The following is a 14,949-nucleotide window of genomic DNA, read 5'->3' as shown; positions in this document are numbered from 1 at the left end:
GCGTTAATTATTATCACTTTTTCTAGGGAGTATCTTATCCCCAATCAAGTAACCGATTAATGCAGCTATTGCACCAATAAGGATTGATATGAAAGCATTTATACCCGAAAAAAGGATTTCTTTAATAAAAATGATTATGCCTACAAACAAACCTGTAAATAAAGCCCTATCAATATTTCTTATGTTCATAATGACTCACCTTACCTTAATATTCTAACTTGATTCAGAAGGGATATTATTATTCGGTAACTGCGCCCTATTCTGGCATACTTTACAAACTTGGCTTATGAGATTGTAAAAGCGATAAAAACTTCTTTTTAGCATATGTATATACCGCTGGAATGGAGGTGTTTTCTGTTGCTACTTCATCTTCTAACTGTATATGATTTGCATTTATCTTTCTAACAACAAACATATTGCCTTCATACTCACCTTGACGGAAGTTATCCAATGCAACAAAATCATAAATGAGATGAAATGTTTCGATATCCATCATTTCATCTCTGATAAATTTGTCAAAAATACCTTCATCTTTACTCATCATTTCACCACCTTAACGTATCTAACAATCTGGTCCTTTTCTTCAACATTGGGCGCCAATGCTTGTTTGAGAATCGCGCCCGATTGTGGAAGATGGTTATTTAACTAAAGCCCCCGTTACTTTAAGTACACTAATTCACAATCCAAATTATAATTTTAACATAAATTTCCAATTACTTAGTTATTTATCAGAGGAATTAGCTTAGTTATTAGGGGGTGTTTTGCTAATGAATTATGCAGTTGACACAAGTTTATGTCGTCTTGGTAAAATAAGTGCCAAATAAGTAGCCATTTCTCTTTCTTTTTGTAGATAAACATTGTTAAATCAACAAAAATTAGCAATCCATTTTATATGCTAATTGGATTGCTAAAAGGTTTGTTATTTTATGTTTTGTACTATTAAACTTAACACGTTAGATGATGGCACGCTACTCTGCTTATATTTATTCAGTATGAAGTAACAATTGATCTAAATCCATTATTTTAATTTTCTTTTTCGGTAACTGTTTAATCAATCCAAGTTCTTCTAGAGTAGTAAATTTACGGCTGATTGTTTCTGGTGTGGTACCAAGATACGAGGCTAAATCCTTTTTGGACATTGGTAAGATAATCGTTGGACTATCGCCACTTCCCTTTTCAACATTCTCAGCTAAAAAGGATATAATGCGGGTTTCTACATTTTCAATCGCTACTTGTGTGGTTTGTTTTTCAGAATCCTTTAAACGCATCGTTACTTCTGACAGTATTTTTAATGAGATCTGCGGATATTCCACCAAATACTTCTGTAAATCACCTCGTTTAATTAAACAAATGGTTGTATTTTGTAGTGCTTCCGCATAATTCTCATGAATACTTCCAGGTTGGAAAATGGCGACTTCACCTGTAAAATCACCAGGATTTAAAATGCGAACAAGTTGTTCTTTTCCAGAATCCGATAAGCGGTAAATCCGAGCCTTACCTGAATTGATAATATATAAGGTATCATCTTCCTCATCTGCACGGAATAACATTTCCCCTTTTTTAAGATGAAGTATCTTGGCAGATTCCGCAATCAAATCCATTTGTGAGTCTTCCAAATGGTTGAAAATGGGAACAATACGAATACATTCTGCATGTCCATGTTGGTGATGACAACATTGGTTTTGTTCCAAAATAACCTCTCCCTTTTATAAAAAGCCTAAGAGGGCATCCTAGGCTTCCTTTCTATTCACTCGATTAAGCAGGTTTTACCTTTGATTTGACAACAGGATATCCTAAGTCTTCAATTGCCTTTTCGATATCGTTAATAGCGACTGCTTCTGAATCAAAATCTACTTTTACTTTACTTGCATTGAACATTACTTTCAAGCTATCTTGATTCACACCGTTTATTCCTTTCACCGCATTTTCAATCTTTTGGAGACAAGATGGGCAAGATAAGGTTTCTAATTGAATCGTTGCTTTTTGCATAAATCATTTCCCCCTTCATTTTTTAACGACCGTAAACCAATCTATTCTTTTGTTTTTGAGTTACTTTAAGCCTGATATGCTTTATCTACTTCTGATAACATCTCGAATGTGCCTGCATACGTTTCACATACATCTCCAGGAATGGTGTAGTTGTCTGTGATTTTTCGTAATTGAGCAAATTCAGCATCTAAGTCAGGTTTGTTCGTACCTGCGTCTTTTACTTTTCCACTAATTGTTTCAAACAATTCACGTACTTCAAAGGCTTCTGGGTGATTCTTACCATGGGCCCGTGTAATTGCAGTGGTGTATAAATCCAGTTTTTCAAAATGGTTTGTTATTACTTCGTTAAATGTTTGTTCAGACATTATTCGTTCCCTCTTTCTTGTGATTTTTTGGTCTTAGGCCGATTTTACTTTTGATTTGACGACTGGATATCCTAAGTCTTCAATGGCTTTTTCGATATCGTTAATGGTGATCGTTTCTGAATCAAAATCTACTTTTACTTTACTAGCATTAAATAATACTTTTAAGCTATCTTGATTAACCCCGTTTAATCCTTTCACCGCATTTTCAATCTTTTGCATACAAGATGGACAAGATAATGTTTCTAATTGAATAACTCCTTTTTGCATGAATTATTTCTCCTTTCATCTTATCTTTGATTTTTTTGTTTTCCCTCTTCTTTTTTACAATTTAAGTATAGTTCAGGTTCAACGAAATGAAATTGATGCAAATCAAGTTTTAACAAAAAGTAGGGGAGTATTTTGTTCTTCCTACCTGAGTACTTCCCCTTTATCATTCATCAAGACTGGTTTCTATTAAAATTATTCTCTCAAACGGTATCGAAGCAATCTCATACCATTCAAGATGACTACTAAGATACTTGCTTCATGAACCAACATCCCGATTGACATATTCATCCATTCACTAAATAGTAGGCTGGCAAGTAAGACTAATACCACACCAACTGCTATGGTAATGTTCTGTTTCATGTTTCTTGAAGTTGATTTTGTTAAGCCTAATGCGTGTGGTAAACGACTAAAGTCAGAATTCATTAAAACAACATCTGATGTTTCAATTGCAACATCTGTTCCACTTCCCATGGCGATTCCGATATCTGCTAAGGCTAGTGAAGGACTATCATTCACTCCGTCACCGACAAAGGCAATGATCCCGCCTTCTGCTTGCATTTTTTCGATATAAGCAGATTTTCCTTCCGGTAGCATATGACCATGTGCTTCTGTTAACCCAAGTTCTCGAGCAACTAAATCTACGGTTCCTTGGTTGTCCCCAGAAAGAACGACAAGGTTTTTAACCCCTAGTTTTTTCAGTTTTTGAAGATCTTTTTTAACACCTGGACGGATTTGATCCCGAATACCCATCAGAACGTTTAATTCTCCGTCGACCGCAGTTAACACAAGAGAATTCCCATTTTTCTCAAAGCGTTCGACGTCTTTTTTAGCTTTTTCGCTTAATTTCACATTTTCCTTTTCCATTAAAGCTACGTTACCAACGGCTATACGATGAACACCTATTTTTGCTACAATTCCGCCACCTTTAACGACTTCGGTTTCTTCAACAGTAGAGAAAGTTGTCTCGCCAATATCCTGTAGGACAGCTTTCGCTAGTGGGTGGTCCGATTCACGCTCCACACTTGCTAAATATCCTAGAACCTCTTCAGTATTTTTTCCGTAAAATTCTTTTTCGGCAACTTCAGGGTTTCCTACTGTCAATGTTCCTGTTTTATCAAAAACGATAGTATCTACTCTGCTAAAGTCATTGATAACTTCACTACCTTTTAGGAGGACACCATTACGTGCACCGTTTCCGATACCGGCAACGTTGGATACAGGTACCCCGATAACTAATGCACCTGGACATCCTAAAACAAGAATCGTGATAGCTAGTTCAATATCTTTTGAGAAAAACCAAACAATAAAACCAAGGACTAACACAGCTGGTGTATAGTATTTTGAGAATCGGTCAATGAAACGTTCTGCTTCTGATTTGGAATCCTGTGCCTCTTCCACTAATTCGATAATTCTACCAAATGTTGTATCTTCTCCAACACGATCAGCTCGAATTTGGATCGTTCCATTTTCTAAGATAGATCCTGCAAATACTTCAGAATCAACCTTTTTACTTACAGGTAGAGATTCTCCAGTAATACTTGCTTCATTAATGTGACCTTCACCAATTAACACTGTTCCATCTACCGGAACTTTTGCACCCGTTTTAACTAATAAAATATCACCTTCGTCTACATCATCGACATCTACTTCTTCAAATTCTCCGTTTTCCATTTGCTTTAAAGCACTTTCTGGTGCCAGCTCTGTTAATTCTTTAATGGCAGAACGTGTTTTGTTCAAGGTACGTTGCTCCAAGTAAGAACCAAATAAGAATAAGAAAGTAACGATGGCTGATTCCTCATAATTTTGAATCAATACTGCCCCAATAACTGCAATGGTAACTAAAACATCAATACTGACAACTTTTACTTTTAATGCCTGATAGGCTTGAATCGCAATTGGTGCTACACCAAGAATAGATGCAATGATGAGCGACCAATTGAAAATGGCCATGTTGTCTAAGGAAAATCGTCCGAAGAATGCAAGTGCAATCAAAATTGCACTGATCAGTGTAATGGAATTCTTTTTACTTAATATATATCTTTGCATGTTGATTCCCTCCAATTTCATTTTCATTTGTATTCCTTGTTGATGACTCTAGTATAGGATGTTTCTATGAAATAAAAATTGATTCGAATCAAGTTCTATTGTAAAAGTGAAAAATTATAAAAGAACAGCATAACAAAACCAACTGTTTTACGGAATAACTCTTATATATTATCGAACATACAATCACAAAAATTCATTATATTGTACATTCTTTATTCAGCAGGCTTTAGAAAAGCATTATAAACAGCAAACTAAACCGCTCGGAAAATATTCTGAGCGTTTTTATCGTGTGCCCGGCATGGGTTATAACTTGGTGGTGAAAGTCCACTACAGGCTTGGCAGTAGGAACTGTTAGCGAAAGGCAAGGGTGTCCACCGTGGGGTGGAATCTGAAGGAAGCCCGACGCAAAGTCCCGAACTGACGAATAGAAACTGTATATAAGGCTGAATTGGAATGGACGAGTTTGCGAAACAAAGCAAAATCCGATACTGCACGAGTTCCATACAGTAAATACAGCAGTTACATGGGAGGAAGGTTATAGCTCTTACCCGGGGAGGTCTTACAAGGGTTCCCGACAAAAAGGAAGGAATTTCCTACAGGAACAATCCTGTCAGTAATGACAGGGTGAATTGTAAGAAGTCAGCAGATGCCATAGTAATCCAAACAGGATGAAGGGCTGAACAATAGTAATCTTGGAAACAGTGGAGGTATGAAGATTGCAACAAACACAGACAACGCCTGACGGCGGTTATTTACAGGAGAATATGTTGGAAACAGAAGGCAATGTAAAAGCGTGCAGTAATCTTCGTGGTGAAACTGATGGAAAAGATGGTGTAACACATTTAATTTACGAAGTAATGGATCGAAAGAATTTGAATCTTGCCTATAAGCGGGTAAAAGCCAATAAAGGTGCACCGGGAGTAGATGGAATGACTGTTGACGAATTGATGGGGTATATTGCAAGCAATAAAGATGAGTTTATACGACAAATTGCGGATGGCTCTTATGAGCCACAACCTGTCAAACGTGCAGAAATACCAAAACCCGATGGTTCCAAAAGGAAACTAGGTATTCCCACAGTCAAAGAACGTTTTGTGCAACAAGCTATTCTTCAGGTAATCGAGAAGAGGATTGATCCAACGTTTTCTGAAAATAGCTTTGGCTTTCGACCAAAACGCAGTGCTCATGACGCCATTAAACAAGCGAAAGAATACTATGAAATGGACTACCGTACGGTAGTCGATATAGACTTGAAACAATATTTCGATACAGTGAACCACGATAGGCTGATGCACTATGTGGAAGAACATATCCAAGATAAAATTATCTTGCGACTCATACGTAAATTCCTTCGCAGTGGTGTGTCAATTAATGGGCAGGTGTTCCCGACAGAGATAGGAACCCCTCAAGGTGGAAATCTGTCTCCTTTTTTGAGCAACATCTATCTGGATAAGTTTGATAAAGAACTTGAACAACGGGGACACAAATTCGTCCGTTATGCAGATGACTGTAACATCTATGTCAGAAGTAGAAAAGCTGGTTCCCGCGTTATGAAAAGTGCAACCAGATTTCTTGAGGACAAACTGAAAGTAACAGTCAACAAGAAGAAAAGCGAAATAGGTTCTCCAACAAAACGAAAGTTTTTGGGATTTTGTTTGCATACAACGAAAAAGGGAGTAGGCTTTCGTCCTCATGCCAAGTCCAAAAGAAATTTCAAAAAGGAACTTAGAAAACTAACCAGGAGAAACCGTGGACATAACATCCGCAAGATTATTCAGGAAATAAATGAAGTAACAACCGGATGGATTAACTTCTTCGGAATAAGCTTCATGAAAGGTTACATTCAACGAATCAACCACTGGTTGAAAAGACGCATCAGGATGATTATATGGAAACGATGGAAGAAAGTTAGTACAAAGCATAAAAGCCTTGTTAAACTAGGAATACCTTATGATAAGGCATGGGAATGGGCGAACACTCGCAAAGGATACTGGAGAATTGCCAATAGCCATATACTTCATAGGTCCATTACAAACAAAATTCTCGAAAGAATTGGTTATAAAGATTTAACCAAACTTTTCGAGAAAGCACACTTAAACTATTGAACCGCCGTATACGGAACCGTACGTACGGTGGTGTGAGAGGTCGACTAGCCAATTAATGGCTAGTCACCTACTCGATTTAATATTTAATTTTTCTTCCTCAACTAAACTGCCCGATTTGTGAGCAAAAGCTATCTTATTCTTCGATATTTATTAATTCCGCTTTAACTATTTGATATTTCGTTAATTCAACCGTTTGACCATCTTCATTTTCTACAGGAATAAAATCCGTTGTAATACCTGAGTATCTACTGCTAATTGACCCTTCGATTCTTACATTTTTAAACTGCTCTCCAGTTGATACTGTAATGCTGTATACGTGTATCTTTTTCGCCATAATATCCTCTCCTCGTTTTAAAGTCTTTTGCCCCTTAATCTAATTTAGATTTAGTATCAACTCCTCCACAATCTGGCCCGATTGTTGAAAATCGATCTCGTAAATTATACTTCATACGTTTATTTTAACACATACCCATAGCGAAAGTTCACACTAATCCGAACGCCATATTGGTACTGAGTTATACAATAACGCTAAAACAGTTTACCATGTGATTTTTGAACTGGATCCTTTAATTGTTCGTTCTCTTCGTGCCTTTATACGGCTTTTTAAAGGTCTTTATTAATACATCCTCTGAACGGGGGACTTTGATTTAAGAGGGGCTACTTCACTTATTTGCATCCCTCTTAAGGTCTCTACCCTAGTTCTGATACATTAATCCAATTCCTCTCTGGCTCATAAATTCATAAAACAACTAAAGATGATAACAATATGTTTTTAATGGTATTTGGAGCTTTGCCCTTATTATCCAAGTACTTTATACATCTCTTAACTGGTTCTATCACTTCAAATTCTTTATGACGGATATGGTTTTTCCTCCACAATTACTTTCTATAGTGCTCAAGTAATCTCCAGCCGCCTAATTTTCCCCGTTCTGCCAAAACAAGTATACCTGCTGCACTTAAAGATTCCATATCCCTATGAATTGTACGTTCGGTCACTCCTAATTCTCTCGCCAATGCTTTGGTTGTTAATTTTTTATTATTTTGTAGCAACAATATTATGGTAATAAGTCTGTCTGCTCGCATGGATACCCACCTAAAAAAATATATATTAAAAAGTTTAATATGACATAAGGTGTCATTATTATAGATTATACTATAGATATTATGAATTGAAGCAATGGAAAAATATTTTAATTATGTAAAGTGAGGAGAATGTAAATGAAATCTTTAAAGGGACAAATAGCATTGGTAGCTGGTGGAACAAGAGGAGCAGGACGTGGCATTGCTATGGAATTAGGTGCTGCAGGAGCTACTGTCTATATCACTGGCCGTACGACAAGACACGAGATTTCTGAATACGGGCGCCCTGAAACGATTGAAGAAACAGCTGAATTGGTCAATCAGTTAGGCGGTCAAGGTATAGCAGTTCAAGTTGACCATCTTATACATGAAGAAGTACAGACCTTAATAGAAAGAATTGAGAAAGAACATGGAAGGTTAGATATACTTGTAAATGATATTTGGGGAGGTGAGTATCTCGTTGACGGGAATACGAGAGTATGGGAGCATTCGCTGAAAAAAGGCTTAAGAATGCTTCGTTTAGCTATCGATACTCATTTGATTACGAACCACTACGCATTACCGTTGCTCATCAAAAACGAAGGCGGACTTGTCATTGAAATGACCGATGGTACAAAAGAGTATAATAGTGAGAACTATCGCTTTCCAATGTTTTATGATCTAGCGAAAAGCTCAGTCATCCGTATAGCAGAAGGGCTCGCTCACGAATTAAAACAGCATCATTGCACAGCTGTCTCCTTAACCCCAGGCTGGATGCGATCCGAAATCATGCTCGATCATTATGGTGTCAAGGAAGAAAATTGGCGTGACGCTACTGAGAAGGAACCTCATTTCGTTATCTCAGAAACACCACGTTATGTAGGGCGCGCCGTTGCAGCCCTTGCCGGAGATCACGAAGTCTCACGTTGGAATGGTCAATCTCTGTCGAGCGGAAAGCTTGCACAAGTTTATGGTTTCACTGATATTGATGGTTCACAGCCAGATTGTTGGCGTTATGTTGTGGAAGTTCAAGATGCAGGTAAGCCTGCAAATGCTACAGGTTATCGTTAAAATAACAGCTAGATTCAGTGTTAAAGATAATCTTTTTTGTTCCAGCGCGATTGTGGAGCAACACAAGTAGAAAATGATCAAACTTTTTTATAAAAACTAAACTTAAATCTGCTGGATAACAATCCATTTTGATTAATCTTATTTTCAAAATGGATTGTTTTTATTTACCATAAAACTTAATTTACGAGGCCATTTTTGATTAAACTTTATTTTATAGCTACATCCCAATCCTCGGATAAACTCCACCGACTCCGCTTTTCACTTGTCTAATTCTGGACAAGAAATCATAGCTTAGGGTTAGTTATTACTTGGGAAAAGACAGTCTGTTGGACAGCCTATAAATTCGAATGCCTTGCGCCCTGGTCTGTCAACAGGTAAGTAAACTACGATTTCAGGGTACTTACGATTACTTACAGCAATATGAATTTCCCGATAATGAATAGGAACTAGCGCCTTTGAATTTCCGGTTTTTGCTAAAATTTGTCTTGATTTCATAGCTTCGTTGTCCGAATCTTTTGTAGACATTTTCCAATACTTATTCACATCATAATTTTGCCGAAAATCTTGAGTTAAGGACTGATACCAGTCATCATTGTGAAATAGCATATTATTTAGTTTGAATGCTTGTATACCAGATATGGCATGTAACTCCCATTGTTGATAGGAATTTGTATCAAAAGTAGAACGAGAGCGTATAGGCAGCTCATGATTGAAATGCAAATCTACCATATTTAATTTGTTATTGATGTCTAGAGGGATATCAAATAAATAGTGAAACGGCCTATTTATTGCTTTAACTTCCAAGTTGTAATTTACGATTATCCCCGGAAAAGGAATGGTATTCAGGGTATCACGAGCTTGATCTAATGCAATATTGCTCGTTTGTTCTGCTAAGTGATTTTGAACAGGTAGGTAACCTGCAGTGATCAGGAGATCATTACGCTCAACATGAGTACATTCTAGATAGTCAGCAATATTTATTAGGGTTTGACGATTAGGCATTGAAGCGATGGTTGAAGTTAGAGCATTTTCTCTTAATCGGGGAGAAGTTACCAATGCGAAGACTCAAGAGAAACAAATGAGACCTGGATGGGATTTTTCTGGTAGTGTTATCGAGCAAGCAAAAAGTGGAGAAGGTCCACGAAAAGGAAGTCGAGTTGTTGGACTTTTACCATCGGGCTCATGGGCAGAAAAGGTTGCGGTTTCCGTAAACTTCATAGCTGAAATTCCTGATACAGTGTCATATGCTCAAGCTGCAACATTGCCAGTAGCTGGCTTGTCTGCCCTTTATACACTTAGAAAAGGTGGAATGCTTCTAGGTAAACGAATACTTATTACTGGTTCGACCGGTGGGGTTGGGCTTTTTGCGCATCAGCTTGCATCCCTAAGTGGGGCATTCAATGTAGGTATAGCACGAACTGAAGAGAAAGCTAACATGATAGCCAATAAGGTCATTATAGGTGAATCTATTACGGAATCGGTAGAAAAATATGGTCCATATCATCTCATTATCGATTCTCTAGGTGGTGAAACATTACCATCTCTGCTATCTCAACTGATGCCTGGTGGGGTACTTGTATCTGTTGGCTATACTGCATCACCAATCGCTACTTTTGATCTTTCTAAACTCGCATATGTAGGTGGGGTAAACTTGCATTGTTTTTATCTAGGAGAAGAGGTAAATCGTTTTTCACCAAAGGAAGATTTGAAGATTTTAGGAGACTTGATTGCGAACGGCCAGTTGAAACCACTTGTAGCAGTAGAAGCACCATGGGAGACTATCGGAACAATCGCCCAACAATTAATCGATCGAAAGTTTTCAGATAAAGCTGTACTTTTGATTAATGGAGATAATTAAAAAAAGTTTATTAGATGAGGTTGTTTAGAGAGATTACTTTAGAAGATAGAGAGAAACATTTCAAAAGGTTCGCCAAATGATTGTCACGAATAGCAGAAATGAATCTTCATAAATAAGAAAGAGGTTTTGTTTTCTAAGCAAAACTTCTTTCTTATTATTAACAATATACTCGTAAAGCCTCTTAGATACTCCTAAAATCATTGCTTTTATTCTAAATAGCTTTTCTCCCATTTAATAACGTTCTTGTATTCATTAAGGATTCGGTAATCATAAGTTTGATCTTTTTGAACTCCACTGAAGCTGTGTTAGTTTTATTTTTCATTCTGCTTTTTATCCAGGATGGACCTTAGTTCTTTAATATCTTCTTCAGACAGGTCTTCATCCTGAATGAATTGAACGAGCATCGATTTTAAGGCACCGTCATAGAATCGTTTTACAAAGGATTCTGTTTTGGAACGCTGGCATTCGTCTTGGGAATAAAGCGGATAGAATGTATAAACTCTCTGATTCTTATGGACGCCGACGACTTCTTTTTTAGTGAGCCGATCCAACAGTGTACGTACGGTTTTCGGCTTCCAGTTCGTTTGTGCCTGCAAGGATGAAATAATATCATTTGCTGTTAGCGGCGCTTGTTCCCAGAGCACTTTTAAGACTTCCCATTCCGACTCTGAAATAGTGGGTATTTTATTCGTCACGTTATTCCCTACCTTTACCTTTTAATAGATGCCCTTATCGCGCAAAATGGTTTTCGTAATTTCAGCAGCTTTACTGCCACTGGCATGATGGCCGCTTTCGATATTAGTTGCAAAAATGTACGTATTGTTTTCCATTTCTACATATCCTATGAACCAGCCATTCACATTTTTTCCGTTAACCGTGCCTGTGCCAGTTTTGCCATAGAGGGTTGCATTGGCTTTCGTCTCCAGTTTGATGGCATCTTTTATGAACTGAATGTTCTTACCATCAAACCCAAATTTGTTTGTATAAAAGTCTCTAAGTGTCTGCACCTGTTCAATCGGTGAAATTTTTAAAGAAGATTCGAGCCAATAGTCTTCGATTCCACCCGACAGATTTTGATTACCATACTGTATTTTATCAAGGTAAGTTTCCATGTTTTTTATTTGCACTTTTTCATCCAGCTGCTGGAAGTACCAGCTTACGGAATTTTCAAGTGCAGTAAATAAATTTTGACTCTGGTTCCAGACTTGATAAGGATAAGATTTCCCATTCCACTTTAAGGTGTTGTCGTTTCGTGTGATGACCTCAGACTCTAAAGCAAATAATGCACTGTAAATTTTGTACGTAGAATTGGGGGAAACCCGTAATGTGCTTTTATCTTTATTATAGATATTGTATTGCTTCTCTTGCAAATCGTACAGTATAAAGCTTCCTTCATACCCATTGAAAAATCCGCTTAAATCCTCATATACTGTATTATTATTGTCAAAATCACTCCGGTCATCATCATAAGTCATTGCAGAGACAATCGGTATCTGACTCACGACAACTCCTGCAAGAAGTATAAAAATCAGAATACTTTTCAGTTGTAAGAGTTTTGTTTCCATTGTAAAAGCAGCAATACGTTCGATCCGTTTTTTTAATTGCTTTTTTGAACTAGTGAGCTGGTTAACCATTGCGAATTGCCTTGAAAGAGAGGATTTATCCGCAAACATAATAATCGTGTTTCCGTATGCTGCATGCTGATTTTGATCCAATGTATTTAGGACAGCACGATCACATGCGATTTCCCGATCCAATCGCATTTCCCTGAACGCCATCCAAATCAATGGATTATACCAGTATAAAATTTGGAATAGGACGATCAGGAAATTTGTGGCGATGTCTTTATTTTTATAGTGATATAATTCATGTAGCAAGATGTATTTAATTTCATCCGTGGACAGCCACGCTTTAGCATGACTCGGCAGTATTATATAGGTTTTAAATATCCCGAACGTCATTGGGGATTTAACTAGTGGTGATTCCCCCAACACCAGTTGCCGAGATACATTCATCCGTTGTTTGCACTCTTCGAATAATAAAATCACTTCGTTATTGTTTATTGGGCTTGTGGACCTTTTTATTTGTCGCAGTTTTATCCATGCGTGAAATGAAAAAGCAATAAGCACAAGCATGCCTAGAATCCATATGATGGTTAAAACATTATTCATCCATGTCAAATCAACCCGGTGAACAGATATTGAAAAATCGTGCATCCAGTTACTATTTTCCCATGACCTAACGTTTTCGGCTTTAGTAACGGATGGTAACGGATTACTGTTTCGGTTCCCATTCCACGTGAAATTATCCCCGAATTTTAATAATTTTGTAGGAAGATAAGGTAATAGTAAAGCAATCAGTAACAAGAACCAGAGATTGTATTTCCATTTGGATGACAATTGATGCTTAAAAATCTTTCGGATCAGCATGATAACAATGACCATGATAGAAGATATGGACAAGCTAACAGCCAGATGGAGGACAGACATTTCTTCATCTCCTCGTATATTATATTTAAGCCCATCTGTTGGACTCACTATTTTCCTCATTTGACCTGCAATAAATTTCAAAAAACACTTGGACGTCTTGTGATGTTCCTAGATAATGGTCTTAAGGATCATTTGGGACAATTCTGTCATCTCCTGTGGCTAACCACATTTAAAGACTGTTTCCCAGTGTACGTGCAGACCTTCCTACTCGCAGGCTGTGCACTCTGTCCCTCGAACTTGGATGGTAGTAGCTCCAAGGCGGCTTTCGATACAGAGATAGTACTGATACACGAGGTTGTTGATCGGCGTTCACACTAGGGATATCCCGAGGCGTCCAAGATAGGTTCCAATGATTCTAATTTAGAAAGGAGGGGAATTCCCCATGCGATTATTTGTCGGATTAGATGTTAGTTCTTTTGATATCAAGGTTTGTTTGTTAGATAGTGAAGGTGTAAAGTTATCTTCCTTCACCGTGTCGAATGATTTACCTGGTGCTACTGCTTTACGTGAAGCTATTTTTCGTACCATGGATGGACAATCTGTGGAAGTATTAAAGATTGGCTTAGAATCCACTTCCGTGTACAGTTTTCATCCAGCGATGTTTTTTCATCAGGATGAAGAGCTCCGTAAGCTTGGTGCACAAGTATTTGTGATGAATCCAAAACAGATTGCCAACTTCAAAAAGAGTTATCCAGACATGGACAAGACCGACGAGATTGATGCATTTGTGATTGCCGATTATTTACGATTTGGTCGTTTATCGATGTCGGTGGTCAAAGAGAGTCAATACGTTGCCCTACAACAGTTGACACGCTCTCGCTACCAACTCGTACATCAGATGACCAAAGAAAAGCAACATTTTCTTCAACACTTGAGTTATAAGTGTAATACGTTTCAAGAAAACGTCGAATCTTCCGTGTTTGGACAAGCTATGATGGACTTATTCTTTGAAAAATATAGCCTGGAAGAACTCGCTCAGATGTCGATCGAAGACCTAGCTGATTACCTCCAAACCAAAGGTAAAAATGGTTTTCACGACCCTGAAAAAGTGGCCAAGTCCATTCAAAAAGCAGTACGTTCTTCCTATCGTTTGGATAAGGTAGTGGAAGACTCGATTGATCTCATCTTGGGCACTATTATTGAGCTGATTCGCACCATGAAGGCACAAATCAAGCAAATCGATAAAGCGATCACTAAAATCATGGCTGGCTTACCCAATACCCTGCAATCCACACCCGGAATTGGACCTGTATTCGCTGCTGGTATCATCGCAGAAATCGGTCAGATTGAACGATTTGAAGCAGAGGCCAAAATAGCCAAATATGCAGGACTATACTGGCGAAAACACCAATCAGGCAGGTTTACGGCAGATGATACTTCCTTATCTCGTAACGGGAATCAGTATTTGCGTTATTACCTTGTTGAAGCCGCCAACTCGGTGAGAAGGCATGTACCTGAATACCAAGCTTATTACGAGAAGAAATACCGTGAAGTACCGAAACACCAACATAAAAGAGCACTCGTCTTAACCGCTAGAAAATTAGTGCGTTTGGTGGATGCGCTACTACGCAACCATCAAATCTACACGCCACAAGGGAGCGTGAAACATGAAGCTTAGAAAGTAGCTTCTACAACCCTTGTGTAATTACCATTAATTTACATTTGATTAATGGTCTAGTTTCCTATTGCCTTTTTTAACA

The 14,949-nt window shown here is 37.8% G+C and carries 15 protein-coding genes and 1 pseudogene; 4 read left to right on the top strand and 12 right to left on the bottom strand.

Annotation, left to right across the window (positions count from 1 at the left end):
• Positions 1-3: 3 nt before the first annotated feature.
• The 7 genes from ACZ5N5_RS05725 to ACZ5N5_RS05695 all read right to left on the bottom strand — a co-directional run bounded on the left by ACZ5N5_RS05725 (position 4) and on the right by ACZ5N5_RS05695 (position 4,667).
• Positions 4-189 (bottom strand): hypothetical protein, encoded by a 186-nt coding sequence (locus ACZ5N5_RS05725; RefSeq protein WP_019375753.1) that lies wholly within the window; start codon positions 187-189, stop codon positions 4-6.
• A gap of 82 nt (positions 190-271) precedes the next feature.
• Complete coding sequence (locus ACZ5N5_RS05720; RefSeq protein WP_019375754.1) at positions 272-541, bottom strand: hypothetical protein; 270 nt, start codon at positions 539-541, stop codon at positions 272-274.
• A 442-nt stretch (positions 542-983) separates the two neighbouring features.
• Positions 984-1,691 carry a Crp/Fnr family transcriptional regulator gene (locus tag ACZ5N5_RS05715; RefSeq protein WP_464373410.1) on the bottom strand — a complete coding sequence of 236 codons (708 nt, stop codon included), beginning with the start codon at positions 1,689-1,691 and terminating at the stop codon, positions 984-986.
• Between the two features lie 64 nt (positions 1,692-1,755).
• The gene (locus ACZ5N5_RS05710; RefSeq protein ID WP_026907428.1) at positions 1,756-1,989 is read right to left on the bottom strand and encodes a heavy-metal-associated domain-containing protein; all 234 of its coding nucleotides are present in this window, start codon (positions 1,987-1,989) and stop codon (positions 1,756-1,758) included.
• A gap of 65 nt (positions 1,990-2,054) precedes the next feature.
• On the bottom strand, positions 2,055-2,354 hold the full coding sequence (locus tag ACZ5N5_RS05705; protein ID WP_026907429.1) for a hypothetical protein: 300 nt from the start codon (positions 2,352-2,354) through the stop codon (positions 2,055-2,057).
• A 33-nt stretch (positions 2,355-2,387) separates the two neighbouring features.
• Positions 2,388-2,621: a heavy-metal-associated domain-containing protein gene (locus tag ACZ5N5_RS05700; RefSeq protein WP_054788693.1), complete on the bottom strand. Its 234-nt coding sequence runs from the start codon at positions 2,619-2,621 to the stop codon at positions 2,388-2,390.
• 192 nt (positions 2,622-2,813) lie between these two features.
• On the bottom strand, positions 2,814-4,667 hold the full coding sequence (locus ACZ5N5_RS05695) for a heavy metal translocating P-type ATPase (protein ID WP_078147400.1): 1,854 nt from the start codon (positions 4,665-4,667) through the stop codon (positions 2,814-2,816).
• Positions 4,668-5,383: 716 nt separating this feature from the next.
• On the opposite strand from ACZ5N5_RS05695, the gene ltrA reads away from it, so the two are divergent.
• Positions 5,384-6,772, top strand: a complete 1,389-nt coding sequence (gene ltrA / locus ACZ5N5_RS05690) for a group II intron reverse transcriptase/maturase (RefSeq protein WP_464373409.1) — start codon at positions 5,384-5,386, stop codon at positions 6,770-6,772.
• A gap of 133 nt (positions 6,773-6,905) precedes the next feature.
• Here ltrA and ACZ5N5_RS05685 read toward each other — a convergent pair whose 3' ends face one another.
• The gene (locus ACZ5N5_RS05685) at positions 6,906-7,106 is read right to left on the bottom strand and encodes a hypothetical protein (RefSeq protein ID WP_054788692.1); all 201 of its coding nucleotides are present in this window, start codon (positions 7,104-7,106) and stop codon (positions 6,906-6,908) included.
• Between the two features lie 551 nt (positions 7,107-7,657).
• Positions 7,658-7,855, bottom strand: a pseudogene (locus tag ACZ5N5_RS05680) (helix-turn-helix transcriptional regulator); the annotation flags it as partial.
• 135 nt (positions 7,856-7,990) lie between these two features.
• Between ACZ5N5_RS05680 and ACZ5N5_RS05675 the strand changes: the two are divergent.
• Positions 7,991-8,902 (top strand): SDR family oxidoreductase, encoded by a 912-nt coding sequence (locus ACZ5N5_RS05675; RefSeq protein ID WP_464373408.1) that lies wholly within the window; start codon positions 7,991-7,993, stop codon positions 8,900-8,902.
• Positions 8,903-9,199: 297 nt separating this feature from the next.
• Here the strand turns inward: ACZ5N5_RS05675 and ACZ5N5_RS05670 are convergent, their stop codons facing one another.
• Complete coding sequence (locus ACZ5N5_RS05670) at positions 9,200-9,904, bottom strand: hypothetical protein (protein ID WP_054788691.1); 705 nt, start codon at positions 9,902-9,904, stop codon at positions 9,200-9,202.
• A gap of 7 nt (positions 9,905-9,911) precedes the next feature.
• On the opposite strand from ACZ5N5_RS05670, the gene ACZ5N5_RS05665 reads away from it, so the two are divergent.
• Positions 9,912-10,760 (top strand): zinc-binding dehydrogenase, encoded by an 849-nt coding sequence (locus tag ACZ5N5_RS05665; RefSeq protein ID WP_054788690.1) that lies wholly within the window; start codon positions 9,912-9,914, stop codon positions 10,758-10,760.
• A gap of 311 nt (positions 10,761-11,071) precedes the next feature.
• Here ACZ5N5_RS05665 and blaI read toward each other — a convergent pair whose 3' ends face one another.
• Positions 11,072-11,455, bottom strand: a complete 384-nt coding sequence (blaI, locus tag ACZ5N5_RS05660; protein ID WP_109983362.1) for a penicillinase repressor BlaI — start codon at positions 11,453-11,455, stop codon at positions 11,072-11,074.
• Positions 11,456-11,476: 21 nt separating this feature from the next.
• Positions 11,477-13,330 (bottom strand): BlaR1 family beta-lactam sensor/signal transducer, encoded by a 1,854-nt coding sequence (locus ACZ5N5_RS05655; protein WP_464373407.1) that lies wholly within the window; start codon positions 13,328-13,330, stop codon positions 11,477-11,479.
• A gap of 301 nt (positions 13,331-13,631) precedes the next feature.
• On the opposite strand from ACZ5N5_RS05655, the gene ACZ5N5_RS05650 reads away from it, so the two are divergent.
• A complete protein-coding gene (locus tag ACZ5N5_RS05650; RefSeq protein WP_054789366.1) occupies positions 13,632-14,867 on the top strand; it encodes an IS110 family RNA-guided transposase in 1,236 nt (411 codons plus the stop codon).
• The last annotated feature ends 82 nt before the right edge of the window (positions 14,868-14,949 follow it).

The organism is Gracilibacillus sp. JCM 18966 (assembly GCF_055392695.1).
This window is presented reverse-complemented; position numbering and strand designations above follow the sequence as displayed.

Coding starts and splice junctions, on each gene's coding strand:
- ACZ5N5_RS05705 (WP_026907429.1), bottom strand. CDS start 2,354: ATGTCTGAACAAACATTTAACGAAGTAATAACAAACCATTTTGAAAAA.
- ACZ5N5_RS05700 (WP_054788693.1), bottom strand. CDS start 2,621: ATGCAAAAAGGAGTTATTCAATTAGAAACATTATCTTGTCCATCTTGT.
- ACZ5N5_RS05685 (WP_054788692.1), bottom strand. CDS start 7,106: ATGGCGAAAAAGATACACGTATACAGCATTACAGTATCAACTGGAGAG.
- ACZ5N5_RS05650 (WP_054789366.1), top strand. CDS start 13,632: ATGCGATTATTTGTCGGATTAGATGTTAGTTCTTTTGATATCAAGGTT.
- ACZ5N5_RS05720 (WP_019375754.1), bottom strand. CDS start 541: ATGAGTAAAGATGAAGGTATTTTTGACAAATTTATCAGAGATGAAATG.
- ACZ5N5_RS05665 (WP_054788690.1), top strand. CDS start 9,912: ATGGTTGAAGTTAGAGCATTTTCTCTTAATCGGGGAGAAGTTACCAAT.
- ACZ5N5_RS05675 (WP_464373408.1), top strand. CDS start 7,991: ATGAAATCTTTAAAGGGACAAATAGCATTGGTAGCTGGTGGAACAAGA.
- ACZ5N5_RS05725 (WP_019375753.1), bottom strand. CDS start 189: ATGAACATAAGAAATATTGATAGGGCTTTATTTACAGGTTTGTTTGTA.
- ACZ5N5_RS05695 (WP_078147400.1), bottom strand. CDS start 4,667: ATGCAAAGATATATATTAAGTAAAAAGAATTCCATTACACTGATCAGT.
- ACZ5N5_RS05710 (WP_026907428.1), bottom strand. CDS start 1,989: ATGCAAAAAGCAACGATTCAATTAGAAACCTTATCTTGCCCATCTTGT.
- ACZ5N5_RS05670 (WP_054788691.1), bottom strand. CDS start 9,904: ATGCCTAATCGTCAAACCCTAATAAATATTGCTGACTATCTAGAATGT.